The following is a 25081-nucleotide window of genomic DNA, read 5'->3' on the forward strand; positions in this document are numbered from 1 at the left end:
AATATTTTCATATAATTTATCTAGTATAAAAAAATCCTATTACCATTCATGGCAACAGGATTTTAACAACTAAATGTTCAATTACTGGGAATATAGTTGTGGGTAATACAATACTGATTAAAAATTTTTATGGTGATTCATATAGGGGGTTTCTACTAATTAAGTATAGCGCCCAAATATGAAGTTAATATTTTAGGCATGTAAAGGATTTGTTAATTTTTTCGGAATCATAACAATCATTTTTGTGCCTACGCCTACTTCACTTTCCACCTGTATCCGACCATGGTGAGCCTCTATAAGGTGCTTGACAATCGCTAGCCCTAAGCCTGTGCCGCCAGAATTTCGACTCCGTGCTCGATCTACACGGTAAAATCGCTCAAATACTCGTGCAATTTCATGCTTTTCAATACCAATCCCTTGATCCTCTATTTCAATAATGCCATAGGTTTCATTTTCCTTTAAGCGAATCGAAACCGTTGTATTTTCAAGAGAATAGGTAATTGCATTTGTAATTAAATTTGTGACAATTTGGATAATACGGTTGGCGTCTCCCATTACCTCTACATCGCGCTCTATATCCACGTGAAAGCTCATGTTTTTCTCATCCAAACGCGGCGCTGTTAGCTCTGCACCACGAATCAATACATCCTGTAAGCCCATTGGCATAATATTAACCGTAAATCCATGTTGCTCAATTTTCGACAGCTCTAACAAGTCTTGAATAAGCATTTGTAGGCGATTACTTTCTTTATAGATAATTTCTAAGAAGGAGATCAGCATTTTTTCATCTTTATAGGCTCCGTCCAGCAAAGTTTCTGAAAAGCCTTTAATTGAGGTAATCGGCGTGCGTAATTCATGGGAGACATTGGCTACAAAGTCTTTGCGAATTTGCTCTAGGCGTACTAGCTCCGTAATATCATGCATAACAATGACAACGCCTAGCCAACGTCCATGATCTCCAATAACAGGCGCTCCGTATACCTCTTTATGATAAAGCTCCTGTTGTACTTCCATTTTAATTTGTTGGCGATAAGGCATCTCTGTTAAAAATACATGATCAATAAATTGCTCAAGTGATTGCGGTAAGCCAATTGTGCGAAATACTTTGCCCTGCACATCATCAAGTTGCATCCCAAAGCGCTCTAAAAAGACCCGATTCACGATGGATATATTGCCTTCGCGACCAATCATCAGCAGAGAGCTACCCATATTTTCAATTAAGGTTTTCAGTCGTTCTTCCTCTACTTCACGTATAGCTGTAATATCTTGTAAATTACGTGCTAAAATATTAATAGAATGGCTAAGAGGGCTCATACGTTCATGCTCATTTTCATGTGCACGTGCTCGATAATTACCCTTTGCCAGTTCAAGTGCCGTTTCAGTTGCATTATCAATAGGTGCTGTAAAATCACGAATCATATAGCGACTTATAATAGCAATCAGGGTAAGCGTTATCGCAAAAAGAAGCGCTAGTATCATATAGAGGCGTGTACGTGCAGAGGTTAGCAAAGATTCCTTATGCTCCACATTCTGTGCTGCATACAATGCCTCTTGATCTGCCTTGGATAACTCAATCTTACGTTCATCCATAACTTGTCGCATGGATGCTTCCCGTTGCAAGCGTTCCTGTTCATTATACTGCTTCATATAAATAGGAAAAAGCTGACCTATCACAATCATTAGGACAGCTAGTATTGTTCCAATTAAAAGCATGAATGTCAAAAATAAGCGGTTGCTCATTGATTTCATGTTGTTTTTGGCTCCTCAAATTTATAGCCAAGTCCCCTAATTGTTTTAATAAAAATAGGTTTACGGCTATTTTCTTCAATTTTATCGCGAAGGTGACTAATATGCACATCCACAATGCGAGTATCACCTGCAAAATCATATTTCCAGACAGCACTTAATAGCTGATCACGCGTTAATACACGATTTTTATTTTCAAGTAAGTAAATTAGCAGTTCAAATTCTTTTGGTGTAAATTCCAGTGCTTCATCTTGTAAAAAGACTTCAAAGCGTTCAGGAAACACACGCAACTGACCAAACTCATACATTTTTTCTTGTGACTCATCCTTGTCCTCTGTCACAATATTTTGTGTGAAACGTCTTAAAACGGCTTTCACCCGTGCTAGTACTTCGCGTGGACTAAAAGGCTTTGTCATATAATCATCAGCCCCTAATTCTAGTCCTAATACCTTATCAAATTCATCATCCTTAGCTGTTAGCATAATAATTGGTGTATTCATACGCTGCTGACGAATTTGTTTACAAACCTCCATGCCATCCAGCTTCGGCAACATTAAATCGAGGAGTATTAAATTAGGTTGTATAGCGATTGCTTTAGTTAGTCCTTCTTGACCATCAGCAGCCGTTTCCACTATATAACCTGCTTGCTCTAAATTATATTTCAATAATGTCGCAATGGAAAGTTCATCTTCTATCACTAAAATTGTTTTTGTCATAACGAATAATGCCTCCGTGAGTGATTTGAAACCCCCATTTCAAATCCCAAGACGTCTATAATGCAAGTGGTGGTGTCACCAATAACACCCCTTCAATTACAAGCTGTTTTTGCTCATTATAGGAGTGTACAGATACAGTAATGGTATTGTCTAATTTATGAACTGCTGTTACCTCTAAAAACGTATCAAACAATTCATAATGATAAAGAGGTCCTAAATATTTTAAATGTTGCTCAATAATTCGTGCGCCTGGTCCAGGAATATACTTTGACACAGCTGATGTAATAATACCATTTAACATAATTGTTGGCACAATAGGCTTTTGAAAAGATGTCATAGCCGCATATTCATGTTGAATATAAAGCGGGTTACTATCGTTTGTAAGCCCTAAATATAGCAATAAATCTCTATCTTCAATTTTCTCCGTGATATGAATTTTTTCGCCAACTGTAATTTCGTCAATAGTGAGACCAAGCTTACTGTTTTTTTGAAGCAAAGATACGCCAACCCCTTTTCCATCATACTACATTCATAGTATCAACTTTATGCTAAAAGCACAATGAAAAGCAGTAGCGGTATTTACTTTTTCACTATAAAAAAACGAGTAGGAATTACTCCCACTCGTCTTTTATTTACACTAAAATTTTCATCACATTGCGTACTGCATCTGCTGATTGATCTAAAGCTGTCTTTTCTTTGTCTGTTAATTCCAGCTCAAAGATTTTTTCAATACCATTTGCGCCAAGTAATGTTGGTACACCTAAGTATAAATCGTGATAGCCATATTCACCTTCTAAATAAGCAATTGAAGGAAGAATACGTTTCTGATCTTTGATAATCGCCTCTGCCATTTCAATCAATGCTGCTGATGGTGCATAATAGGCTGAACCATTCCCAAGTAGGTTGACGATTTCAGCACCGCCATTGCGTGTACGATCTACAATTTCTTCTAAACGATCAGCGGCAATTAACGTTTCTAATGGAATGCCGCCAGCGAATGAATAGCGTGTTAACGGAACCATTGTATCACCATGGCCACCTAGCACAAAAGCAGTGATGTCTTTTACAGATACATTCAATTCCTCCGCAACAAATGCACAGAATCGAGCTGTATCAAGAACTCCTGATTGACCGATTACACGGTTTTTTGGGAAACCTGTTTCTTTGTACACTGTGTAAGTCATGGCATCCACTGGATTTGTCAGTACAAGAATTGTAGCATTTGGTGAATATTCGGCAATTTCCTTTGAAACAGCTTTCATTACACCTTGATTGATTTGAACAAGATCATCACGACTCATTCCTGGCTTGCGTGCAACCCCAGCCGTAATGATAACTACATCAGAATCAGCCGTATCAGCATAATTCGAAGTACCTTTTACGTAAGAATCATAGCCTTGTATGGGCGCTGCTTCCCACATATCCAACGCTTTTCCTTTTGTTGGATTTTCTCCCTGTGGCGTATCAACAAGTACGATGTCACCAAGTTCTTTTTGAGCTGCTAAAAATGCTGCTGTAGCACCTGTAAAGCCACTACCAATTACTGAGATTTTTTTTCGTTTCAGAGACATTTCAATACGCTCCTTTAAATTAGGTTATATATTTTAAAAGAGGGAGGAGAACTATATCTCACTCCCTCTATTAAACAAGTTTCTCGTAAATATTTTATTCAACGTAAGTTAATAGAAATTTACTTTTATCCTAATTATATCGGCATCATCAAGCATTTGCTTTTTGTGATGAACTCTATATTAACATAGAAAATTATAGGTTTTTGATTAACTCATTAGCGAACTCTGAACATTTCACTTCTGTAGCACCGTCCATTAAACGTGCGAAGTCATAAGTTACAACTTTAGAAGAAATTGTTTTCTCAACAGATTGAGTGATCATGTCAGCAGCTTCTTGCCAGCCTAAGTGTTCAAGCATTAATACACCAGAAAGTAATACAGAAGATGGGTTTACTTTATCTTGACCCGCATATTTTGGAGCTGTACCGTGAGTAGCTTCGAAGATTGCATGTCCAGTTACATAGTTAATGTTCGCACCTGGAGCAATACCGATACCACCAACTTGTGCAGCTAATGCATCAGAAATATAGTCACCATTTAAGTTCATTGTAGCTACTACATCGAACTCAGTTGGACGAGTTAAGATTTGTTGTAAGAAGATATCAGCGATAGAATCTTTCACTAAGATTTTACCAGCTGCTAAAGCATCAGCTTGTGCTTTATTTGCTGCCTCTTCACCTTGTTCAGCTTTGATTGCATCATATTGATTCCAAGTGAATGTTTGATCAGCAAATTCTTTTTCTGCTAATTCGTAACCCCAGTTTTTGAAACCACCTTCAGTGAATTTCATGATATTACCTTTATGAACTAAAGTAACAGATGGACGTTGGTGTTTAATTGCATACTCGATAGCAGCACGCACTAAACGCTCTGTACCTTCTTGAGATACTGGTTTAATACCTAAACCAGAAGTTTCTGGGAAGCGGATTTTGTTAACGCCAAGTTCAGTTTGTAAGAAGTTTAATAATTTTTTTTGCTCGTCTGAACCAGCTTTGTATTCGATACCTGCGTAGATGTCTTCTGTGTTTTCGCGGAAGATAACCATATCAACGTCTTCTGGGCGTTTAACTGGAGAAGGTACTCCATCAAAGTGACGTACTGGACGTAAGCATACATATAAGTCAAGTTCTTGACGTAATGCTACGTTTAGAGAGCGGATACCGCCACCGATTGGAGTAGTAAGAGGACCTTTGATTGCAATTAGGTATTCGTTGATTTTATCTAAAGTTTCTTGTGGTAACCATTCACCAGTTTGGTTAAATGCTTTTTCACCCGCTAAAACTTCTAACCATTCAATTTTCTTTTCACCGTTATAAGCTTTTTCTACTGCTGCGTCGATTACACGTGATGCTGCAGCCCAAATATCTGGTCCAATTCCATCACCTTCGATGAAAGGAATTACTGGATTGCTTGGTACATTAAGTACACCATTTTCAACTACAATTTTGTTTGACATTCTGTTGCCTCCTAAATTCATAATCATAGGACTGTGTTAGTGATAACACAGTCCTAAACATTCTAGCATATTTTCCAAATTAGCGCTCGCTGATTGGAACATATTTTTGCATGCCTGGTCCCACATACTCTGCACGCGGACGGATTAGGCGGTTATTTGCATATTGCTCAAGAATATGCGCTACCCAACCTGAAGTACGTGATACAGCGAAAATTGGTGTAAACAGGTCATGATCAATACCTAAAGAATCATACACTGACGCAGAGAAGAAATCTACGTTTGCAGGTAATTTCTTTTGTTCTACAATCATGTCATGGATTTTAACTGACATTTCATAAAGCTCTGGTTTACCAGTTAGTTCAGTTAATTTTTTAGACATTACACGTAAATGTGGTGCACGTGGGTCGCCTTTACGATATACACGGTGACCGAAGCCCATAATTTTCTCTTTGTTATCTAATTTATTTTGAATATAAGATTCAACATTATCAAGTGAGCCAATTTCAGATAACATTTTCATTACTTGCTCATTTGCACCACCATGAAGTGGTCCTTTTAGTGCGCCGATGGCAGCAGTAACACCTGAATAAACATCTGATAATGTAGCTACACATACACGTGCTGTAAATGTAGATGCGTTTAATTCATGGTCAGCATGTAAAACTAATGCTTTATCGAATGCTTCCACTTCAATAGCTGCTGGCTCTTCACCATTTAGCATGTATAAGAAGTTTGCAGCATATCCTAGTTCAGGTTTTGGTTCAACTGGCTCTAAACCTTTACGAACACGTGCAAATGCAGTTACTACTGTAGCAATTTTCGCTTGTAGACGAATTGCTTTACGATAGTTTGCTTCTGGATCCATAACATCCGCTTCCTCATCGAATACACCAAGTAAAGATACTGCAGTACGTAACGCAGCCATTGGATGTACAGTTGATAGTGGGTATGTTTTGAATTGATCAATGATCGGCTGTGGAATAGACATATTGTCTGCTAATTGTTGTTTTAGTTCAGCAAGCTCGTCCTCTTTTGGTAAACGAGTATGCCATAGTAAATAAATTACCTCTTCAAATGACGCATTTTCTGCTAAATCATCAATGTTGTAACCAACATATGTAAGTGTATCATCGATAATTGAACTAATTTTAGATTCCGCTGCTACGATACCTTCTAAACCTTTAGTTGCTGACATAAAATTATCGCTCCCTCATTCTTAATTTTTGTTGTAAATGCATTTTTTATCTGACATTTACGATTTTTGCTCATATGAATCATTAAGTAAATCGCTTACATTGCTATTATAATCATTTTTGACAGCTTTGTGAATGGAAATTCAACAAATAAAGAAAAAGACGTATGAGCGACCATATATCTACCCTAAAGAGTTTGTTTTGTATATTTTGACATTAATGTTTCGATAAATGTGAGGTGAAATTGTAAAAATGAGGAATTTAAAATATTTTTCATATGAAAGAACTACAAGTATTTTGCTATTTATTTTTTATTTAATCATACTTTGGTTTGTATTACCTGTCTCACTTGCTATTTTTTTATCATTTTCGACGTATCCTATTATAAATTTTTTACATAAATACTGTCGAATTGCTTACTGGATAGCAGCAATTATTGTGGAAATATTGATTTTAAGTTGTATTTTTCTACTTGTACTTATATCGATTAACAGTATTATTCTCATCTTTCCAGAAATCCGTGATACCTTGCAAGACTTTCCACTTTTTAGTGAATATGAATCCATGTTTATGCAAGTTTTAAAGGAAAAATCACTCTCTATTTTTGATTCTATCCTTGTCTACACAGCCGATCTTTTTCAATTATTAATGAAGCATGTGATTGAAGTATTTATTTTTTTAGTGGCCTATTATTTTGCTTTATTAGAAACACGTAAATCACGGTACTGGTTTTTTCAATATGTGCCTAAAAAATTTCGACATGAGTGGCAATCCCATTTTGCGAAAATCATGCAGCTTTTTCATTACTTTTTGTTTGTAGAGTTTCAATTATTTACAATTACCCTACTTATTTTATGTGCAGGGTTTATGATCCTTCAGTTTGAACAAGCCATTATCAAAGCGTTTATCGTGGCATTCGCAGATGTGCTCCCGTTTTTCGGTATCGGTGTGTTTCTTGTACCGATGAGCATTTATTTTTATTTCAATGGCAATACCTTTTTATGTATAGCTATGCTACTTCTCTATTTATTTGTCCAATTAACAAGGCAGCTTGCTGATTCCATGCTGTGGTCAAATACACTTCAATTACGTACATTCCATACATTTTTTATCAGCGCTGCCTCTATTTTATTATTCGGTTTTTATGGAATTTTACTAAGCCCTATCTTTTTATTTTTAGCGGTCAAGCTTAAGGAAAATGCTATCTTTGAACGATAATAAATGGACCTTTTTTCATTTGCTTACGCATCCAATAATAGACAAGTGGTTGAAACATTTTTCGTGAAAAAGGCATAAGTAGCAGTAAACCAATAAGATCTGTTAAAAAACCTGGTAACGCTAAAAGTAATCCGCCGCTAAATGTTAAAAGCGTGTTTACGAGGGCAGCTCCTGGAGCCTCTCCACTTGCCATTGTCTGTTTAACATTTTGAATAGAATTCATACCTTTATTTTTCATTACATAAACACCAATACTACTCGTTGCAATAATAAGTAACAATGTACTGAAAACACCTATATTTTGTCCCACAACTATTAATAACGCTAATTCGGCTAATGCATAAACAACGAAGCCAAGAAAAATTTTACGCATAATTTTCCCCTCTCTACTTGAAAAGCTACACCTTATATACGTTATTATGGCCCATTTAGTTTCATTTAAAATAAAAATAGTGGTACAAAAGGAGCTGTCTCCACATAACTTTTCCGACAGCTCCTTCGTTATACATTAAAGAACGCTAGCATGTCCTTTATAAATAACGCCTGTCTCAGCATCCATTGTAATTTCTTGACCATGACGTATTAATGTAGTGGCTTCTTTAACACCAACAATTACTGGAATGCCAAGGCTTAAGCCAACAACGGCTGCATGGCTTGTTAGTCCGCCTTCTTCTGTAATCAAACCAACACAATTTTCTAATGCTGGCATCATCTCACGATCTGAGCCAACCGTGACAAGGATGCAGCCATCTGTATCATAAGCAAGAGCCTCCGCAGCATTTTTGGCGATCACTGTTGTGCCAACAACTGATGCTTTACCAATCCCTTGACCACGCGCTAATAAATCACCAATAATGTGTACTTTCATTAAGTTTGTAGTACCCGCTTCTCCTACTGGCACACCTGCTGTAATCACAACGGCATCTCCATGTGTCACATAGCCATATTTTAAGCTTTCATCTACAGCTAGCTCTAAAATTTCATCTGTTGTTGTTACACGTTGACAAACAATTGGGTAAACACCCCATACTAATGTTAATGTATTCGCTGTATGAACGGATCCCGTAACAGCAATGACTGGTACACCTGGGCGATATTTAGCAATCATTCTTGCCGTATTGCCACTTTCTGTTGGTGCTAATACGGCTTTTACACCTAAATTAATGGATGTGTACGCTACTGCTTGCGAAATCGCCTCTGTCATATTGGCTTCTTTTTCACGACTACGTGCAGAAACAATGGATTTATATTCTAATGAGTCTTCGGTGCGTTGTGCAATTTTATTCATTGTTTGGACGGATTCCACAGGATACAAACCTGCCGCTGTTTCTCCTGATAACATAATCGCGTCTGTTCCATCAATAATAGCATTCGCTACATCACTTGCTTCTGCTCGTGTTGGACGTGGATTACGCTGCATAGAATCTAACATTTGTGTAGCAGTAATAACAGGCTTTCCGACTTGATTACATTTTAAGATTAATTTCTTTTGTACAAGCGGCACTTCTTCTGCTGGAATCTCCACACCAAGGTCTCCACGTGCAACCATTAAGCCATCAGACACAAGAATAATTTCATCGATATTATCGACACCTTCTTGGTTCTCGATTTTTGGGATAATTTGAATATGACTACCGCCATTTTGCTCAAGCAATTCACGAATTTCTAGTACATCTTTTGCTCGTCGAACAAAGGAAGCAGCGATAAAATCAATATCCTGTTCAATACCAAATAAAATATCTTGCGCATCTTTTTCTGTAATCCCTGGTAGCTGGACAGACACGCCTGGCACATTTACACCTTTTTTATTTTTTAAGACACCAGCATTTTCAACAATTGTATGAATTAAACCTTTTTCCATATCCGTTGCTAAAACACGTAATTCAATAAGACCATCATCCAATAAAATAATCGAGTTTTGCTCAACATCTTCAATTAAACGATCATACGTAATAGAGAAGCATGTCTCTGTGCCTTCTACTTCTGTCATTGAAATATCAATTACTTGTCCTGCTGTTAGGTGAAGCTCGCCATTTTTCATATTATGGGTACGAATCTCAGGACCTTTTGTATCGAGTAAAATCCCAACTGGTTTATTTAACTTTTGTGCGACTTCACGTATTAACTGAATACGTCCCGCATGTTCTTCATGAGAGCCGTGTGAAAAATTCAAACGGGCAACATTCATACCTGCTTCAATTAGTTGCTCTAATATTTCTGGTGATTCACTTGCAGGTCCAATTGTACATACGATTTTTGTTTTTCTCATTTTTGCCCACTCCGTTTTATAACAAATTATATTGATAGTTCCTTCATTAATGTATAAAGACTGATATCTGCCTCATGATTTTTTTCAAAAGCTTCCGGCATATCATAATCAATAACTTGATGATTGCGAATGCCTACTGCTCTACCAGCTTTGCCTTCCATTAACAATTCAACGGCATGTGCACCAAGTTGACTTGCCAACACACGATCACGCGCTGTTGGTGAACCACCGCGCTGAATATGACCTAGTACAGATACACGTGTTTCTTTTCCTGTTTTCTCTTTCAACAGTTTTGCCAGCTCATTTCCAGACATCACGCCTTCTGCCACAATAATAATGCTGTGCTTTTTACCTCGTGCTGCACCACGATCTAAGCGTGCCACAATATCATCTAAATTATAATCTTCCTCAGGAATAAGCACTGTTTCAGCACCAGCCGCAAGACCTGCCCATAGCGCTATATCACCTGCATCACGCCCCATAACCTCAACGATAAAAGAATTTTCATGAGAGGTAGCTGTATCTCGGATTTTATCAATGGATTCTACAACTGTGTTAAGCGCCGTATCAAAGCCTATTGTGTATTCAGTTCCTGGCACATCATTATCGATTGTTCCTGGTACACCTACAGCAGGAAATCCTTTTTTCACTAAATCCATTGCACCTCGATAAGACCCATCACCACCAATAACAACGAGCCCTTCAATACCAGCTGCCTGCAAGTTTTCAATGGCTTTTTGTTGGACTGCTTCCTCTTTAAATTCAGGACATCTTGCAGAGTTTAAATAGGTACCACCACGTTGAATAATGCCACCCACTGAACCTAAATTGAGTTCTTCCATAGAGCCTTTCACTAAGCCTTCATAGCCATGCTTAATACCGACAACACTCACTCCATGAAATGCCGCCTTTCGAACAACCGCTCGAATAGCTGCGTTCATTCCTGGTGCATCTCCACCACTTGTTAATACAGCAATTTTTTTCATCATCGGACCTCCTGCATTTACTGTTATTATTCACATTAACATGAAAAAACAAACTATGTAAGGGTTCTGAGGGCACAAAAACATAACTTTTACATAAAAAATGAAAAGAATGCGCTTTCACACACTCTTTCCATTAAAAAACGTCCTAAATTTAACATTTTTTCAAGAAGTCTGCGTTACTGTTGCGCAATTATCTTCTTTAATTTTGAAAGTTTTTTAGAGGTTAAGATACAAGTTTTAACCCTTTTCGAGCAAATTAAGCTCTCTCTTCCGTCTCTGTATATTGCCCAATTTTTTTAAATTTGTCATAACGATCTTCTATTAATTGTTCACCACTTAGTGAATTTAATACCTGAAGTGTATCACTTATGCACTCTTTAATAGAAAGTGCCTGCTTTGCCACATTGCGATGTGCCCCGCCAGTAATTTCAGGAATAATGCCATCAATAATACCAAGCTCCTTTAGATCTGGTGCTGTGATCCGCATTGCTTCAGCTGCTTGCTTGGCAAGACTCCCATCTCGCCATAGAATTGAAGCAGCTCCTTCCGGTGAAATAACCGAATATGTTGAGTTCTCTAGCATAAAGACACGATTCGCTACACCTAATGCTAGCGCACCACCACTTCCACCTTCTCCAATCACAATACTAATAACTGGTACTGTTAAACCCGCCATTTCAACAAGATTTCTAGCAATGGCTTCGCTCTGCCCTCGCTCTTCCGCAGCTTTTCCTGGGTAAGCGCCTTTTGTATCAATAAAGCAAATTATCGGACGGTTAAATTTTTCAGCCTGCTTCATTAAACGTAATGCTTTACGATAGCCTTCTGGGTGTGGCATCCCAAAATTACGACGTATATTTTCCTTTGTTGATTTTCCACGTTGATGGCCAATAACGGTTACTGGCTGCCCTTCAAACATAGCAATTCCACCTAAAATTGCGGCGTCATCGCCAAATGTACGGTCACCATGGAGTTCAATAAAGTCTTCACACATTGCTTCAATATATTGCAATGTTGTCGGTCTTTCTGGATGTCTTGCAACCTGCACACGATCCCATGGCTTCATATTTGTATAGATAGATTGCTCTAGCTGCGATAAGCGTGTTTCAAGCTTTTCAATTTCACCTGTCATATCTACATCTGCTTCCGCAGCAATTGTTTTTAATTCATCAATTTTTTCTCGTAATTGTACGACTGGTTCTTCAAACGCTAAATTTTTAGGCATGTTGTACGCCGCCTTTCATATGCATTTTGACAAGTAATGAAACCCTTTGACGTAAATCCTGACGATGGAAGATTGCATCAAGCTGACCGTGCTCTAATAAAAATTCTGCGGTCTGGAAATCACTCGGCAATTTTTCTCTGACTGTTTCTTCAATGACACGACGCCCTGCAAAGCCGATTAATGCCTGTGGCTCTGCAATATTAATATCGCCGACAGACGCAAAGCTTGCTGAAACGCCACCTGTTGTTGGGTGCGTTAAAATCGAAATAAATAATAAACCTTGATCACTATGACGCTTTAAGGCCACGCTCGTTTTTGCCATTTGCATTAAAGAGAGGACACCCTCTTGCATACGTGCGCCACCACTAGCCGTAAAGATAATAAATGGTACACCTAATGCTGTTGCTTTTTCAACTGCTCGCGTAATTTTTTCGCCCACTACTGAGCCCATTGAACCCATACGGAAATGCGAGTCCATAATGGCTACCACAATTTCCTCTCCATCTAATGTACCCACACCTGTTAAGACAGCCTCGTTTAAGCCTGTTTTTTCTTGGTCTGCCGCAATTTTCTCCACATATGCTGGGAAATTAAGTGGATTACTCGTTTGTAAATGATCATCCATTGATACAAAGGAGCCTTCATCTAAGAAATAGTCTACACGTTCTTGTGCGGTCATTTTGAAATGATGATCACATTTTGTACATACCTTATGGTTCTTTTCAAGTTCCTTTGTTAATTGAATATGACGACATTCAGGACATTTTGTCATTAAACCTTCTGGAAATCCCTTTTCCTGTCCATTCTCTTTCTTTTTTCGATTGCCACTAAATAAGCTGCGTATTGCCATTGTTTGACTCCCCCTTCGTTGTCTAAATGCTTGCGACAGTATTCATCCACTGCTCATAAGCTTTTAAGGCTTCTTTTTCGTAACCAAGCTGCATCGACTTCAACATGGTTTGGATGATTAATTTTTCATCTTCTGTTGAGCTGCGATTTAAACGGTCACCATCATAAGCTGCTAATTGAAACCAGATTTTTAATGAAAGGCGATTGCCTGTTGTAATTAACAACTCTCGCAAAATATCTCGGCAATGAACCGCTCCTTCTATTTCTAGTTTCACAAAAAAACTATCCCACACAGGTAGTGTGCGAAGAATCTCTGTACAACTTATTACGCGAATGGCTTCCTTTTCATGAATTTGCCGCGTTAATTCGACATCTTTTTTTGATTTTTCATCTTCTAAGATAAACATCGACAGTATTTCTACGAGCTGATGTTTATGTGTGGAGGCAAGAAAAGTACCACCGCCATGTCTTGTTTCAATAAGTCCTAGTAATTCTAAGCTGCGCAATGCCTCTCTAACAGAAGACCGCCCAACGCCTAGACGCTCTGATAAAACGCGCTCGGAGGGTAGCTTTTCACCTGCTTGAATTTTTTCCATTTTAATGAGTTGACGTAATTGTTGGACGATTTCTAAAAACACTTTTTTTTGTGCAGTTTTTTTATCCATACGACTAACTCCCCTTATCAAAAAGTGGTCAGACCACTTTTTATATTGATTCTAGCTTACAAAATAACTACACAAAAGTAAAGAAAAAACTGCACAAAATTTCATGCAGTTTGTAAATTTTCCTTTAATTTTATTGTTTTTTCATCGTTTGTGCATGTTTTACTTTGATCTGCGGCTTGCCAAAGCGTCTCTCTAAAACGCCCTCAATAAAGAGCATTTCATCTTCTATCAGTAGGTCTTGAACAAGCTGAAATACTTGTGGAAATAACGTGATCGAAACAGTTCCGTATTCGTCCTGAAGCTGCACAAAAGCCATTTGCTCCCCTTTTTTCGTTCGAATTTTTTTGACCTCGTCAATCATACCGATCATTTTCACATACGTACCATCTCGTGTCTGTTTAAGCTCGTAGCATGTACAATTGATACCCTGCCAGTACTGTCTTTCTTCCGTTACTGGATGAGCAGAAATATAAAAGCCTAAGCTCTCTTTCTCATGCATTAATTTTTCCTTTTGTGACATGGCTACTGCCTCCATATATTTTGGCTTCCCAAAGCTATAGGCTGTAGCGGTAGCTATATCAATATCCTCAGTGGGTCGTAGTAGCTCAGCATGCTTCCCAGCAGCATCTACTGTCATTATAAGAACAGCTCGATCCTTTTCTAAATAATCAAGCGCACCAGCAAAAATTAAAGACTCCATCATTTTTGGCTTAAAATGCTGTGCACTTAAAGCAACAGCCAAATCAAATAAATTGTTGAATGCCTCTGGATTTGTTTGTCGTAATGTATTTACTTTATCTATAAACGTATGTGGAACACCTTTAATGCCTGTTAGACTATAGCGAATACCCTGATTTTCTACTGTAAAATATTTTGTACTTTTTTTTAACGAAGGGGGATAAAACGGAATCCCCTTGTCTTTTGCCTCTTGCACAAGCTGGACAATTTTATCTATGTTTCCTGTTGCATTTGATAATAATGCCGCATAAAAACTATATGGAAAATGTGCCTTTAAATAAGCCATTTGATAGGAGATCATACTATAAGCTACGGCATGACTTTTGGCAAAACCATAATCAGCAAAATGGACAATTAATTCATATACTTCTTCTGCTACAGACTGCTCATAGCCCTGTTTTAATGCCCCATTTACAAAGACAGCACGCTGCTCCTCTAAAATTTGGCGATTTTTTTTACTAACTGCTCGGCGCAGTAAATCAGCCTGTCCCCTTGTAAAGCCTGCTAGCACAGAAGCAATTTGGATAATTTGCTCCTGATAGACAATCACGCCAAATGTTTCTTGTAAAATAGGCACTAACACCGGATGAGGCATAACAACCTGCTCCTTACCTGCTTTTCTCCTTGCATAGATAGGAATGAAATCCATCGGACCTGGACGATATAGTGCATTAACAGCTACAATATCTAAAAAATGCGTTGGACGAATATCACGTAAGGCTTGCTTCATTCCCGCTGATTCTAACTGGAAAATACCAAGTGTATCGCCTCTTTGTAGAAGTTGAAACGTTTTATCATCATGCAGAGGAATGTGCTCAAATTCAATCCATGGTCCTCCTGCTTTATAAATAGACCAACGCATCTGCTCCAAAATGGTGAGATTACGCAAACCTAAAAAATCCATTTTCACGAGTCCACATGCCTCAATATCGCCCATTGGCCATTGTGTGCAATAAATGTCGTCATGCCCCTCCTCAATCGGTACTGTATCCACTAATGGAGATGGAGCAAGTACAATGCCAGCCGCATGTGTGGATGAATTCCTTGGCAAGCCTTCTAGCTTTAACGCGACCTCAAACCAATGCTGATGATTGTCATCTGCTGTTAGCCAGCCTTGTAGGTCAGGAGATTCTGCCACTGCCCTTTGTAGGGTCATACCCGGCTTATTTGGAATCATTTTAGAGATTTTTTCTAAGGTTTCCGCATCAAAGCCAAAAACTCTTGCCACATCTCTCGCCACTGCCTTAGCAGATAATGTACCGAATGTAATAATTTGCGCCACATTCGCCTTACCATATTTTTTTGCAACATACTGGATGACTTGCTGTCTTTTACTATCAACAAAATCAATATCAATATCAGGTAAAGTAATACGTTCTGGATTTAAAAAGCGCTCAAATAATAAGCCGTAAGCCAGTGGATCTACCTGTGTAATAAATAAGCTGTACGCTACAAGTGAGCCTGCCGATGAGCCACGACCGGGTCCTGTTAAAATACGATTGTCTTTGGCAAAGCGCATAAAATCAGCGACAACCAAAAAATAATCAGCAAAGCCCATAGAGCAAATAATATCCAACTCATATTGTAATCGCTCTCGATAACTTAATGGTAGTACTCGCTGCTTAAACCGCTCCTCTAATCCTTTAAATGCCTCTTTTATAAGTAAGCTTTCAGCAGTTTCACCTACTGGCACTGGAAACTTTGGCATTTGTACAGGCATTTCAGGGATCACTGCCTTACAGCTTGCCAGCATAGCTGTACTAGCTGCTAACCATTCTGGTCGATCAGCAAACCAGCTTTGCCATTCATCTGCTGTAGGTGCAAAATAGCCTTGCAAGCTAGCAGTTTGCCTCGTTGTGCCAAGCTTTTCACCTGTATCAATTGCTCTCGCAACTTCATAAGCAAAATGATCTTCTGGACGTAAAAAATAACAGCTTTGAGTAGCTACTAGCTGGATGTTTTTTTCTTGACACCATGCTACAAGCTCATCCTCGTTCGCTGATTTTACTCCTCCTGGTCTTGCAATGCCTATATAAAAATAATGTTGAAACAATTGCGCAATAGCAGTGGCCATCGAATACCAGGTATCTACAACTAGAGCATCGTCCGTCGTCAACAAGGCGATACAGCCTGCCGCATAACCTTCAAGCCATTTCCATGGCAGCACCTCATCGTCTCTAATCGACAGAGCACTACTTATTTTTAATAAATTTTGATAACCCTCCTGAGATTGTGCATACAGTACAAGAGGTATTATTTCCTCCTGCCACTGTACTTTTAGCGAAAGCCCTATAATGGCATGAATATGAGCTTGTTGCATGGCTTTACAAAAAGGCAAAAGCCCGTACAATTTCGTATTGACGATTGCACAGGCCTGTGTCTTTTGCTCTTGTAAAAAAGGAATCAATTGCTCCAGCCGAATTGTACTTTTCAATAAATCCGCGCTTGTATGCATTTTCGTATATACATGTGCCAAATGAATCCCTTCCTTTTCTTTATGAATGATACGTGTTACAAATCTCCTGTAATCTAGCGATAACGCGATCTGCTTCCTCCCATGAATAAGCTGTAGCACCCGCTGCAAGTGGATGCCCACCACCATTAAATTCTTTTGCTAATGTATTAATGACTGGACCCTTTGATCGTAAACGCACACGGATTTGATCCTCTTCTTCAATGAAAACAACCCATGCACATATTCCCTTGACATTCCCAAGACAACCTACTAAAAGGGAGGCTTCTGATGGTACAGCATCATGTGCTGTCAGCAATTCCTTGGTTAGCTTGATATGTGCTGCTCCATGCTCATCCATTTGAAAGTTTTGATAAATATAGCCTTGTAAATTTAATAGCTTTTGCTCCATTTCATACATACCATCAAAAATCTGGTTCCGATCAAAATCATATGTAATTAATTCTGCAACAATTTTAAATGTTCTAGCTGTTGTACTTGAAAATTGAAATCTTCCTGTATCTCCTACAATACCAGCAAATAAAAAACGTGCAGCAGCAGCTGAAAGTCGCCAGTCAACAGTTTTTTGTCCTTCTTCATAAAGCTCATAAATCATTTCACTACAAGAACTTGCTGTAGTGTCTACCCATAAAAGGTCGCCATATGCATCATCATTTGGATGGTGATCAATCTTAATAACCATCTTACCCTCTGTATAGCGTTGATCGTCAACACGCTCTGTATTGGCAGTATCTGTAACAATTACTAATGCATTGTTATAAACATCATCTGTTATTTGATCAGGCTGTGCCATAAACGATAGGGAGGCATCATGCTCACCTACAGCAAAAACCTTTTTGTCAGGATAATTCGCTAAAATTAATTCTTTTAACCCTTGCTGGGAGCCATAAGCATCAGGGTCTGGACGTACATGCCGGTGAATAATAATCGTGTCATATGCAGCAATTGTGTCGATGATTTGTCTTTTCAAAATAAATTCCTCCAAAATGATAGTAAGAACCGTTAGCATTTTTCGATAATAATCGTTACAATAATGTCTAGTTATGCTAGGAGGTTTACTATGCTCAATTTAATATTTGTATTTGTGACTATCGTCTCTTTCGTCTTCTATTTTTATTTTAAAACAAAACAGTTCCGTTCTCCATTACCCATTGCTAAAAAGTGGTACAAAAGTAAGGCGAATATTGGTTTTGGATCCTTTATTCTGTTTTTTGCGTTAAACCAAGCCTACTTATTCCCTGGACTCTATACATTTATTATTGTAACAATTCTTGTCATTTTAGGCATCTATGTAATTGTAGAAAATATAAAAAAAGCACGACACTATGGTCAATTTGTTGAAGAAGAATTTCGTATCAATCAATAAAAAAGCACACCATTCCAATATACTTTTTCACAAAAAGGGATATCTCAAATGACGTCGAGATACCCCTTTTTACTATTTAGCGTTCTAATAGCTGGAACATCATCATGGCCTTTCCAACAAGTACTTGTTGATTGTATACTTCAAAATCCATTTTCACAAACTTACGACTCATATCTAAAATTCGAGGCTTCACCGTTAGTGTGCTTTCCATTTGAACTGGCTTAATAAAGTAAATTGTCATATTCTCTGCCACAGCGTCTCCACGTTTACGGCGTTTTAACGCAAATGAACCAACCTCTGCTAATAAAGTAGTAAAGGCTCCATAGGAAATCGCCCCATATTGATTGGTCATTTGAGGTGTGACTTTAAACTCTACGATTAATTCATCATCGCCAAGCACCTTGATTTCATTTTTTACTAAATCATCAATCGTTTCACCATGCTGAGGTTGCCTTTGTGCTAATTGAAGTGCTTTTAGTACATCCTGACGACTAATCACACCTTGCAGAATATTATCATCATCAACAATTGGTAAGAGATCGATTCCTTCCCAGATCATGCGATGCCCTGCAGAGGCCACACTCATTTTCATCGAGCCAGCAATCGGATTTTTCGTCATCACTTTTTCAATAAGCTCATTTTCTTCTCGTCCAATAACATCTTTAACCGTAACCATCCCAACAAGTTTATTTTGATGGGTTACAACAGGAAATGCACCATGAGTTGTTTGTTCATTCAGTTTCTGAAAATGATGGATTGTTTCATCATTTTTTAGCACAGCTGTGTCTGTCATTGGGATATAGATATCTTCGATAAATAAAATATCTTTTTTAATTAACTGGTCATAGATGGCACGATTAATCATCGTGGCTACTGTAAATGTATCATAGCTTGTTGAAATCATCGGTAAATCCAGTGAATCCGCAAGCTGCTTATTATTTTCCGTTGTATCAAAACCACCAGTTATTAAAACAGCCGCACCCGCGCGAAGTGCATTTTCATGGGCTTTAATACGATTCCCCACAATCAATAGGCTTCCTGCATCTGTGTAGCGCATCATATCTTCTAGTTGCATCGCACCAATCACAAATTTTGTCAATGTTTTATGTAGACCTGATTTCCCACCTAAAACTTGACCATCTACAATATTAACAATTTCTGCAAATGTTAAGCGTTCAATATTTTCTTTCTTTTTTTTCTCGATACGAATGGTTCCAACACGTTCGATAGAGCTCACTAAGCGACGATTTTCCGCTTCTTTTATCGCACGGTAAGCTGTTCCTTCACTCACTTGCATTTCCTTTGCAATTTGACGTACTGAAATTTTATCGCCCACGGGTAGGGATTCGATGTATTGTAAAATTTTCTCATGTTTTGTCGACAAAATATCACCTATTTCCTAAGCTTCAATTCTGCTCTTAGTGTACCATATTTATTAGAAAAATATTTAATATAAAGTGATGAAATTGTTTATCAGTCCCCACCATTTCAACTACCAGCGTGGTGTCAATTCATTAGTACAGCATTATCAGTGATTAGAAACAGTTTACTTTTTCACCAGCTTTTAAAATTTGAACATCTGCATTTTGTACTAACTCTGCAAAAACTTGTGGGTCTTGCTCGATTGGTGGAAATGTATTGTAATGAATCGGTATGACAAATTTCGGCTTTAATAAGGATACTGCATAAGCTGCATCCTCTGGTCCCATTGTGAAGTTATCACCAATTGGCAAGAATGCAACATCAATTGGATGACGTTCAGCAATTAATTTCATATCACTAAATAAAGCTGTGTCACCTGCATGATAGATCGTTAAGCCCTCTACAAAGATTAAAACACCTGCTGGCATCCCCATATAAATAATTTCATTATTATCTGTTACATAAGAAGAGCCGTGGAAAGCCTGTGTAAATTTCACCTTACCAAAATCAAATTCCCTTGCTCCACCGATATGCATAGGATGTGCCTTTACACCCTGCCAAGAAAGCCAATTCGCTAATTCATTTGGCGCAATAACAAGTGCATCTTTTTTCTTGGCAAGCTCCACGGTATCACCAACATGATCATTATGCCCATGTGTCAATATAATAATATCTGGTGCTTCCTCTGCTACTGTTAAATCCGTTTGCCCATTGCCATTAATAAACGGATCAATTAAAATTGTGTGCCCATTTGTCTGAATTTTAACAACAGAATGTCCATGATAACTTATTTCCATTTTAAAGTCCCCCTTATATGTCAATCTACGGCTTATCATTTTTATTCGCTATTCATGCGCGTTTTCCCTTTTTTTGATATGCTTGTACAGAGAATAATCGTATAGGATTCTCTAACAACTCTATACCCTGTTAGAACACAATTATTCAATTTACAAGATAAAGCATCGTCAATAATAGTAGTCGATGCTTTGTCGTAAAAATTCCCCATGCACTTAAAGGAGGACATATTTATGTCAAAGGTTGAAGAAATTCAAAATTATTTACAGCAAAACAGCATCGACGCAGCATTTATCACAACACCTGACAATGTTTTTTATGTTTCAGGCTTTAACAGTAATCCACATGAAAGATTACTAGGTGTGATGATTTTTAAAGAAGCTGAACCTTTTTTAATTTGTCCACAAATGGAGATTCCAGATGCGAAGAATGCAGGTTGGTCTTATGAGGTGATTGGCCATCAAGACACCGATAATGCCATGGAAATTCTTGCTCAGGCTGTGATCGCACGCCAAGTACAGCCAGCTACATTTGCTATTGAAAAAGCACAACTTATCGTAGAACGTTTCGAGGCGTTACAGCAATCTTTCCCACAAGCCAGCTTTGTTCGTCTCGATGAAAAAATAAATGCAATGCGCGTCATCAAAGATGAAAATGAATTAGATAAATTGCGAAAGGCTGCCGAGCTTGCTGACTACGCTATTGAAATCGGTTGCAAGGAAATTGCTGAGGGGAAAACAGAAATGGAAATTCTTACAGCAATTGAAAGGGCTATTCAAGATAAAGGCTGTAAAATGTCCTTTGAAACAATGGTATTGAGTGGCCCAAAAACAGCATCACCTCATGGCAAACCAGGTGCTCGTAAAATCGAAAAAGGCGATATGGTGTTATTTGACCTTGGCGTTATTTACAAGGGCTATTGCTCAGATATTACACGTACTGTTGCCTTTGGCGAGCCAAGTGAAGCGCAGAAAGAAATCTATCATGCTGTTTTAGCTGCCAATACAAATGCTGTCGCAGCCGTGAAACCAGGTATTCGTGCGATGGACTTAGATAGAATTGCACGAAATACAATCACAGAAGCAGGCTATGGTGAATATTTCACGCACCGTCTTGGACATGGTCTTGGTATTTCTGTGCATGAATTCCCGTCCGTTACGGGCGCAAATGAGATGACGATGGAGGAAGGCATGGTCTTTACGATTGAGCCAGGGGTTTATAAAGCTGATATAACAGGAGTTCGTATCGAGGATGATGTTGTGGTGACAAAAGATGGCGTGGAGGTTCTAACAAAATTCCCAAAAGAATTAATTGTTCTATATAAATTGAACTAAAGCTTCTATCTCCTTCAAAATGGGTAAAGTATACAAACTTATTGTCGAAAGGATGATCCCACATGTTACGCAATGAACAACGAGAAGAACTTCAAACGGCGATGCGACAAACAAAGGATAAGCGACTATTTGAGCGGTATCAGACTGTATTTCTACACCTTGAAGGAAAAAATAACGTTGAAATTGCGATGATCATTCAACGCAATCGAGCAACTGTTGGTGAATATATTAAAGCCTATAAAAAAGAAGGCATAACAGGTTTACGCATGGGGATTTCTACAGGTAAACCACATCGTTTGACCATCGAACAACGTGCTGAGTTGGCTGAGATTGTCACAACGAAAACGCCTGCTGATGTGGGATTTGCACCGTATACGAATTGGACGCTCGCGTTACTCGTTTCACTCGTGAAACGTGAATGGGCTGTGTCCTATTCTTTACGTGGCATGTCTAAATTATTAGAACGCATGCAATTTAGTCATACGCGCCCTACCTATACGTTGGCGAATGCGGACCCAGAAAAGCAAAAAACATTTAAAGAAGAAACATTTCCTGCTTTAAAAAAAGCTATTGTATGAGGAAATCGATCACCTTCTCTTTCAAGATGAGTCCATGATTCGTGACTACCAAGCCATTCAAAAGTCATGGTTTCCAAAAGGGAAACAGCGTCAAATCCCCACATACGGTAAGCATCAAGGCGTGAAATTAATCGGTACGTTAAATTATGAAACAGGTGAAATCTTCTGCGTCGAAGAAGAGAAATACGATGCAGAAGTCTTCCTGCGTTTCTTAGAAAAAGTCATTGCTCATTACCCAAATGGAAAAATTGTCATGATCCTCGATAACGCTCGCATTCATCATGCGAAGCTCATTCAGCCTTTTTTAAAGCTGCATCAAAATCGATTACAACTGGTGTTTTTACCACCTTACAGCCCGCAATTGAATTTAATTGAGGGGCTATGGAAATGGTTGAAAGACAGCGTCATTCATAATGTCTTTTTTTCAAGTACATCGCAAATCAAACTCGCTGTTCGTGAATTTATCCGTTGTCAAAGTGAAGATACACAAGGTATAATCGACCGACTTTGTGTTAGGTTCTAAAGTTCAATCTATATATAAAAGGATTGAAGCCTAACTAGCTGCCTTATTTATAAATAGAAAAAACGAACGATCCTAAATACTTTATGAGTGTTTCACATTGGTTCGTTCGTTTTTTTCAAATGCTTGTTTGCTAATTTATCTGCTTTCTAAAACACATGTAAAACGTTCTACGCCAAGGTACTTTTCCCCCAGACTCGAAACTTTGAAACCATATTTTTTGTAAAAATCTACAGCATCCTTATCAGTTTCAGCAGCAATTACAAGTAGTGCATACTTATCGTTAATGAAATCAATCATTTCACTCCTATTTCCTCTCCTCTATAGCTTGGAGATACTGCGATATGCTTTATTTCACAACGCTTTGAACCTGAAAATTCTATGCCTATACAGCCGATAACATCCTCTTTCAAATAACATCCCTATAATTCTCTAACGGGTGATTGCATATATAATCCATATTCATGTTCGATATTCTTGTCCAAAGTTGCAAGGGATAAAAGTTTTCTTATATCAGCTTGAGTAGGATTTACGTTAATTTTTTTCATCAAAATCCTCCTGCTTCATTTAGCTTAAAAAGATACATGAAATATTATGCTTTTACTATATATCTACCACCTAAACATTCACAACGTAAAAAAGGAAGCACTTTGAACATGCTTCCTTTTTCTATTTATTGAATTAGCTCATCCACACTCACATATGGTAAACCTTGAGAATCTGCTACTGCCTTATAAACAAGTTGTCCATCCAATGTATTTACACCTTTTTTCAGTGCAGCATTGTCTAGGCAAGCCTGTTTATAGCCTTTGTTGGCAATTTGCAGGGCATATGGAATTGTATTGTTCGTTAAGGCAATTGTTGATGTACGTGGAACTGCTCCAGGCATATTGGCTACAGCATAGTGTACAACACCATGTTTTACATATGTTGGATCATCATGCGTTGTCACACGATCAGATGTAGCAAAAATACCGCCTTGGTCAATCGCAATATCGACTACGACAGAGCCTGGTTGCATGGACTGAATCATTTCTTCAGATACTAGCTTTGGTGCCTTTGCGCCTGGGATTAAAACAGCGCCAATAACTAAATCTGAGTTTTTCACTGATTCTGCAATATTATACGGATTAGACATTAATGTTTGAACATCGCGACCAAACATATCTTCTAATTGACGTAAACGTTCAGCGCTTAAATCAATAACTGTTACATCTGCTCCCATACCAACGGCGATTTTCGCAGCATTTGTTCCTGCAATACCACCACCGATAACCGTTACTTTACCGCGTGGTACACCTGACACACCACCTAGTAAAATACCTTTACCATCATGATTTTTCTCTAAGAACTGTGCACCAATTTGTGTAGCCATTTTACCTGCTACTTCACTCATTGGTGTGAGCAATGGTAGTGAACCATTTGCCAATTGAACCGTTTCGTAGGCAATACCTACAACCTTTTTATTTAAAAGTGCCTGAGTTAACTCAATCTCTGGCGCTAAGTGTAAATATGTGAATAGGATTTGACCTTCGTGAAAATAATCGTACTCAGAAGCTACAGGCTCTTTTACCTTCATAATCATTTCTTGAGACCATGCTTCTTTTGCAGTTGGCACAATATGAGCACCAGCTGCGATATAGTCTGCATCTGTAAAGCTTGAACCTAAACCTGCTCCTGTTTCAATAAACACCTCATGACCAGCATGTGTTAATGTGACAACTCCTGCTGGTGTCATTGCTACACGATTTTCATTGTTTTTAATTTCTTTTGGAATACCAATCTTCATTGTTTCCTATCCCCTTCCATACCTAAGAAATCAGCATTACTTGTCTAACGATGGACTGATGAACCGCTTACAATTCCATATTACCAAACAAATACTAAAAAAGCTTTAACTAAAATCAAAACATATAAAATTCCTAATATTTTCAAAATACTAAATATTCAAATGATTAAAT

Annotated in this window: 24 protein-coding genes; 4 read left to right on the forward strand and 20 right to left on the reverse strand. The window is 38.2% G+C overall.

Annotation, left to right across the window (positions count from 1 at the left end; genetic code table 11):
• Positions 1-192: 192 nt before the first annotated feature.
• The 6 genes from pnpS to citZ all read right to left on the reverse strand — a co-directional run bounded on the left by pnpS (position 193) and on the right by citZ (position 6684).
• On the reverse strand, positions 193-1749 hold the full coding sequence (pnpS, locus tag ADM90_RS18840; RefSeq protein ID WP_053996446.1) for a two-component system histidine kinase PnpS: 1557 nt from the start codon (positions 1747-1749) through the stop codon (positions 193-195).
• Positions 1746-2462, reverse strand: coding sequence for a response regulator transcription factor (locus ADM90_RS18845; protein ID WP_053996447.1), 717 nt, complete (start codon positions 2460-2462; stop codon positions 1746-1748). Before ADM90_RS18845 ends, pnpS begins: the two co-directional genes overlap by 4 nt.
• A 55-nt stretch (positions 2463-2517) precedes the next feature.
• Complete coding sequence (locus ADM90_RS18850) at positions 2518-2958, reverse strand: MaoC/PaaZ C-terminal domain-containing protein (protein WP_053996448.1); 441 nt, start codon at positions 2956-2958, stop codon at positions 2518-2520.
• Positions 2959-3094: 136 nt separating this feature from the next.
• Positions 3095-4033 (reverse strand): malate dehydrogenase, encoded by a 939-nt coding sequence (mdh, locus tag ADM90_RS18855; protein WP_053996449.1) that lies wholly within the window; start codon positions 4031-4033, stop codon positions 3095-3097.
• Between the two features lie 193 nt (positions 4034-4226).
• Positions 4227-5489 carry an NADP-dependent isocitrate dehydrogenase gene (gene icd / locus ADM90_RS18860; protein ID WP_053996450.1) on the reverse strand — a complete coding sequence of 421 codons (1263 nt, stop codon included), beginning with the start codon at positions 5487-5489 and terminating at the stop codon, positions 4227-4229.
• A 79-nt stretch (positions 5490-5568) separates the two neighbouring features.
• Positions 5569-6684: a citrate synthase gene (gene citZ / locus ADM90_RS18865; RefSeq protein WP_053996451.1), complete on the reverse strand. Its 1116-nt coding sequence runs from the start codon at positions 6682-6684 to the stop codon at positions 5569-5571.
• 250 nt (positions 6685-6934) lie between these two features.
• On the opposite strand from citZ, the gene ADM90_RS18870 reads away from it, so the two are divergent.
• The gene (locus ADM90_RS18870) at positions 6935-7900 is read left to right on the forward strand and encodes an AI-2E family transporter (protein WP_083448614.1); all 966 of its coding nucleotides are present in this window, start codon (positions 6935-6937) and stop codon (positions 7898-7900) included.
• Here ADM90_RS18870 and ADM90_RS18875 read toward each other — a convergent pair.
• From ADM90_RS18875 to ADM90_RS18910, 8 genes are all read right to left on the reverse strand, one after another.
• Entirely contained in the window at positions 7884-8273 is a 390-nt protein-coding gene (locus ADM90_RS18875) for an FxsA family protein (RefSeq protein WP_053996452.1), read from the reverse strand. The genes ADM90_RS18870 and ADM90_RS18875 overlap by 17 nt on opposite strands.
• A 135-nt stretch (positions 8274-8408) precedes the next feature.
• Entirely contained in the window at positions 8409-10169 is a 1761-nt protein-coding gene (gene pyk, locus ADM90_RS18880; RefSeq protein ID WP_053996453.1) for a pyruvate kinase, read from the reverse strand.
• A 26-nt stretch (positions 10170-10195) separates the two neighbouring features.
• On the reverse strand, positions 10196-11155 hold the full coding sequence (gene pfkA, locus ADM90_RS18885) for a 6-phosphofructokinase (protein WP_053996454.1): 960 nt from the start codon (positions 11153-11155) through the stop codon (positions 10196-10198).
• Between the two features lie 256 nt (positions 11156-11411).
• Positions 11412-12380: an acetyl-CoA carboxylase carboxyltransferase subunit alpha gene (locus ADM90_RS18890; protein ID WP_053996455.1), complete on the reverse strand. Its 969-nt coding sequence runs from the start codon at positions 12378-12380 to the stop codon at positions 11412-11414.
• Complete coding sequence (accD, locus tag ADM90_RS18895) at positions 12373-13230, reverse strand: acetyl-CoA carboxylase, carboxyltransferase subunit beta (protein ID WP_053996456.1); 858 nt, start codon at positions 13228-13230, stop codon at positions 12373-12375. The genes ADM90_RS18890 and accD overlap by 8 nt, the downstream gene beginning before the upstream one ends.
• Positions 13231-13252: 22 nt before the next feature.
• Positions 13253-13894, reverse strand: coding sequence for a FadR/GntR family transcriptional regulator (locus tag ADM90_RS18900; protein WP_053996457.1), 642 nt, complete (start codon positions 13892-13894; stop codon positions 13253-13255).
• Between the two features lie 130 nt (positions 13895-14024).
• Positions 14025-17108 carry a DNA polymerase III subunit alpha gene (dnaE, locus tag ADM90_RS18905; RefSeq protein ID WP_053996458.1) on the reverse strand — a complete coding sequence of 1028 codons (3084 nt, stop codon included), beginning with the start codon at positions 17106-17108 and terminating at the stop codon, positions 14025-14027.
• A 19-nt stretch (positions 17109-17127) separates the two neighbouring features.
• On the reverse strand, positions 17128-18075 hold the full coding sequence (locus tag ADM90_RS18910; protein ID WP_083448615.1) for a DHH family phosphoesterase: 948 nt from the start codon (positions 18073-18075) through the stop codon (positions 17128-17130).
• A gap of 90 nt (positions 18076-18165) precedes the next feature.
• Here ADM90_RS18910 and ADM90_RS18915 point away from each other — a divergent pair, with 90 nt between their 5' ends.
• The gene (locus ADM90_RS18915; RefSeq protein WP_053996460.1) at positions 18166-18471 is read left to right on the forward strand and encodes a YtpI family protein; all 306 of its coding nucleotides are present in this window, start codon (positions 18166-18168) and stop codon (positions 18469-18471) included.
• Between the two features lie 76 nt (positions 18472-18547).
• Here the strand turns inward: ADM90_RS18915 and ADM90_RS18920 are convergent, their stop codons facing one another.
• Together ADM90_RS18920 and ADM90_RS18925 are read right to left on the reverse strand one after the other, a co-directional pair.
• Positions 18548-19855: a DRTGG domain-containing protein gene (locus ADM90_RS18920; protein ID WP_053996461.1), complete on the reverse strand. Its 1308-nt coding sequence runs from the start codon at positions 19853-19855 to the stop codon at positions 18548-18550.
• 151 nt (positions 19856-20006) lie between these two features.
• Positions 20007-20690 (reverse strand): metal-dependent hydrolase, encoded by a 684-nt coding sequence (locus ADM90_RS18925; protein ID WP_053996462.1) that lies wholly within the window; start codon positions 20688-20690, stop codon positions 20007-20009.
• A 231-nt stretch (positions 20691-20921) separates the two neighbouring features.
• On the opposite strand from ADM90_RS18925, the gene ADM90_RS18930 reads away from it, so the two are divergent.
• Both ADM90_RS18930 and ADM90_RS24060 read left to right on the forward strand, forming a co-directional pair.
• The gene (locus ADM90_RS18930) at positions 20922-22022 is read left to right on the forward strand and encodes a M24 family metallopeptidase (RefSeq protein WP_053996463.1); all 1101 of its coding nucleotides are present in this window, start codon (positions 20922-20924) and stop codon (positions 22020-22022) included.
• A gap of 62 nt (positions 22023-22084) precedes the next feature.
• Positions 22085-23123 (forward strand): IS630 family transposase gene (locus ADM90_RS24060; RefSeq protein ID WP_152927960.1). Its coding sequence is split into 2 segments (ribosomal slippage): positions 22085-22582 and positions 22584-23123, totalling 1038 coding nucleotides; the frame shifts between segments, so codons are not numbered across the junction.
• 135 nt (positions 23124-23258) lie between these two features.
• Here ADM90_RS24060 and ADM90_RS25230 read toward each other — a convergent pair.
• From ADM90_RS25230 to ald, 4 genes are all read right to left on the reverse strand, one after another.
• A complete protein-coding gene (locus tag ADM90_RS25230; RefSeq protein WP_235473679.1) occupies positions 23259-23420 on the reverse strand; it encodes a hypothetical protein in 162 nt (53 codons plus the stop codon).
• A complete protein-coding gene (locus ADM90_RS25465) occupies positions 23417-23533 on the reverse strand; it encodes a GNAT family N-acetyltransferase (RefSeq protein WP_327037038.1) in 117 nt (38 codons plus the stop codon). Before ADM90_RS25465 ends, ADM90_RS25230 begins: the two co-directional genes overlap by 4 nt.
• 9 nt (positions 23534-23542) lie before the next feature.
• Positions 23543-23668, reverse strand: a complete 126-nt coding sequence (locus ADM90_RS25405) for a hypothetical protein (RefSeq protein ID WP_268766649.1) — start codon at positions 23666-23668, stop codon at positions 23543-23545.
• A 125-nt stretch (positions 23669-23793) separates the two neighbouring features.
• On the reverse strand, positions 23794-24909 hold the full coding sequence (gene ald, locus ADM90_RS18950) for an alanine dehydrogenase (protein WP_053996464.1): 1116 nt from the start codon (positions 24907-24909) through the stop codon (positions 23794-23796).
• Between the last annotated feature and the right edge of the window lie 172 nt (positions 24910-25081).

It is taken from the genome of Lysinibacillus macroides (genome assembly GCF_001281525.1).
Taxonomy (GTDB): Bacteria; Bacillota; Bacilli; order Bacillales_A; family Planococcaceae; genus Lysinibacillus; species Lysinibacillus macroides.

Coding starts and splice junctions, on each gene's coding strand:
- pnpS (WP_053996446.1), bottom strand. CDS start 1,749: ATGAAATCAATGAGCAACCGCTTATTTTTGACATTCATGCTTTTAATT.
- ADM90_RS18845 (WP_053996447.1), bottom strand. CDS start 2,462: ATGACAAAAACAATTTTAGTGATAGAAGATGAACTTTCCATTGCGACA.
- mdh (WP_053996449.1), bottom strand. CDS start 4,033: ATGTCTCTGAAACGAAAAAAAATCTCAGTAATTGGTAGTGGCTTTACA.
- icd (WP_053996450.1), bottom strand. CDS start 5,489: ATGTCAAACAAAATTGTAGTTGAAAATGGTGTACTTAATGTACCAAGC.
- citZ (WP_053996451.1), bottom strand. CDS start 6,684: ATGTCAGCAACTAAAGGTTTAGAAGGTATCGTAGCAGCGGAATCTAAA.
- ADM90_RS18870 (WP_083448614.1), top strand. CDS start 6,935: ATGAGGAATTTAAAATATTTTTCATATGAAAGAACTACAAGTATTTTG.
- ADM90_RS18875 (WP_053996452.1), bottom strand. CDS start 8,273: ATGCGTAAAATTTTTCTTGGCTTCGTTGTTTATGCATTAGCCGAATTA.
- pyk (WP_053996453.1), bottom strand. CDS start 10,169: ATGAGAAAAACAAAAATCGTATGTACAATTGGACCTGCAAGTGAATCA.
- pfkA (WP_053996454.1), bottom strand. CDS start 11,155: ATGAAAAAAATTGCTGTATTAACAAGTGGTGGAGATGCACCAGGAATG.
- ADM90_RS18890 (WP_053996455.1), bottom strand. CDS start 12,380: ATGCCTAAAAATTTAGCGTTTGAAGAACCAGTCGTACAATTACGAGAA.
- accD (WP_053996456.1), bottom strand. CDS start 13,230: ATGGCAATACGCAGCTTATTTAGTGGCAATCGAAAAAAGAAAGAGAAT.
- ADM90_RS18900 (WP_053996457.1), bottom strand. CDS start 13,894: ATGGATAAAAAAACTGCACAAAAAAAAGTGTTTTTAGAAATCGTCCAA.
- ADM90_RS18915 (WP_053996460.1), top strand. CDS start 18,166: ATGCTCAATTTAATATTTGTATTTGTGACTATCGTCTCTTTCGTCTTC.
- ADM90_RS18925 (WP_053996462.1), bottom strand. CDS start 20,690: ATGGAAATAAGTTATCATGGACATTCTGTTGTTAAAATTCAGACAAAT.
- ADM90_RS18930 (WP_053996463.1), top strand. CDS start 20,922: ATGTCAAAGGTTGAAGAAATTCAAAATTATTTACAGCAAAACAGCATC.
- ADM90_RS25230 (WP_235473679.1), bottom strand. CDS start 23,420: ATGATTGATTTCATTAACGATAAGTATGCACTACTTGTAATTGCTGCT.
- ADM90_RS25405 (WP_268766649.1), bottom strand. CDS start 23,668: ATGAAAAAAATTAACGTAAATCCTACTCAAGCTGATATAAGAAAACTT.
- ald (WP_053996464.1), bottom strand. CDS start 24,909: ATGAAGATTGGTATTCCAAAAGAAATTAAAAACAATGAAAATCGTGTA.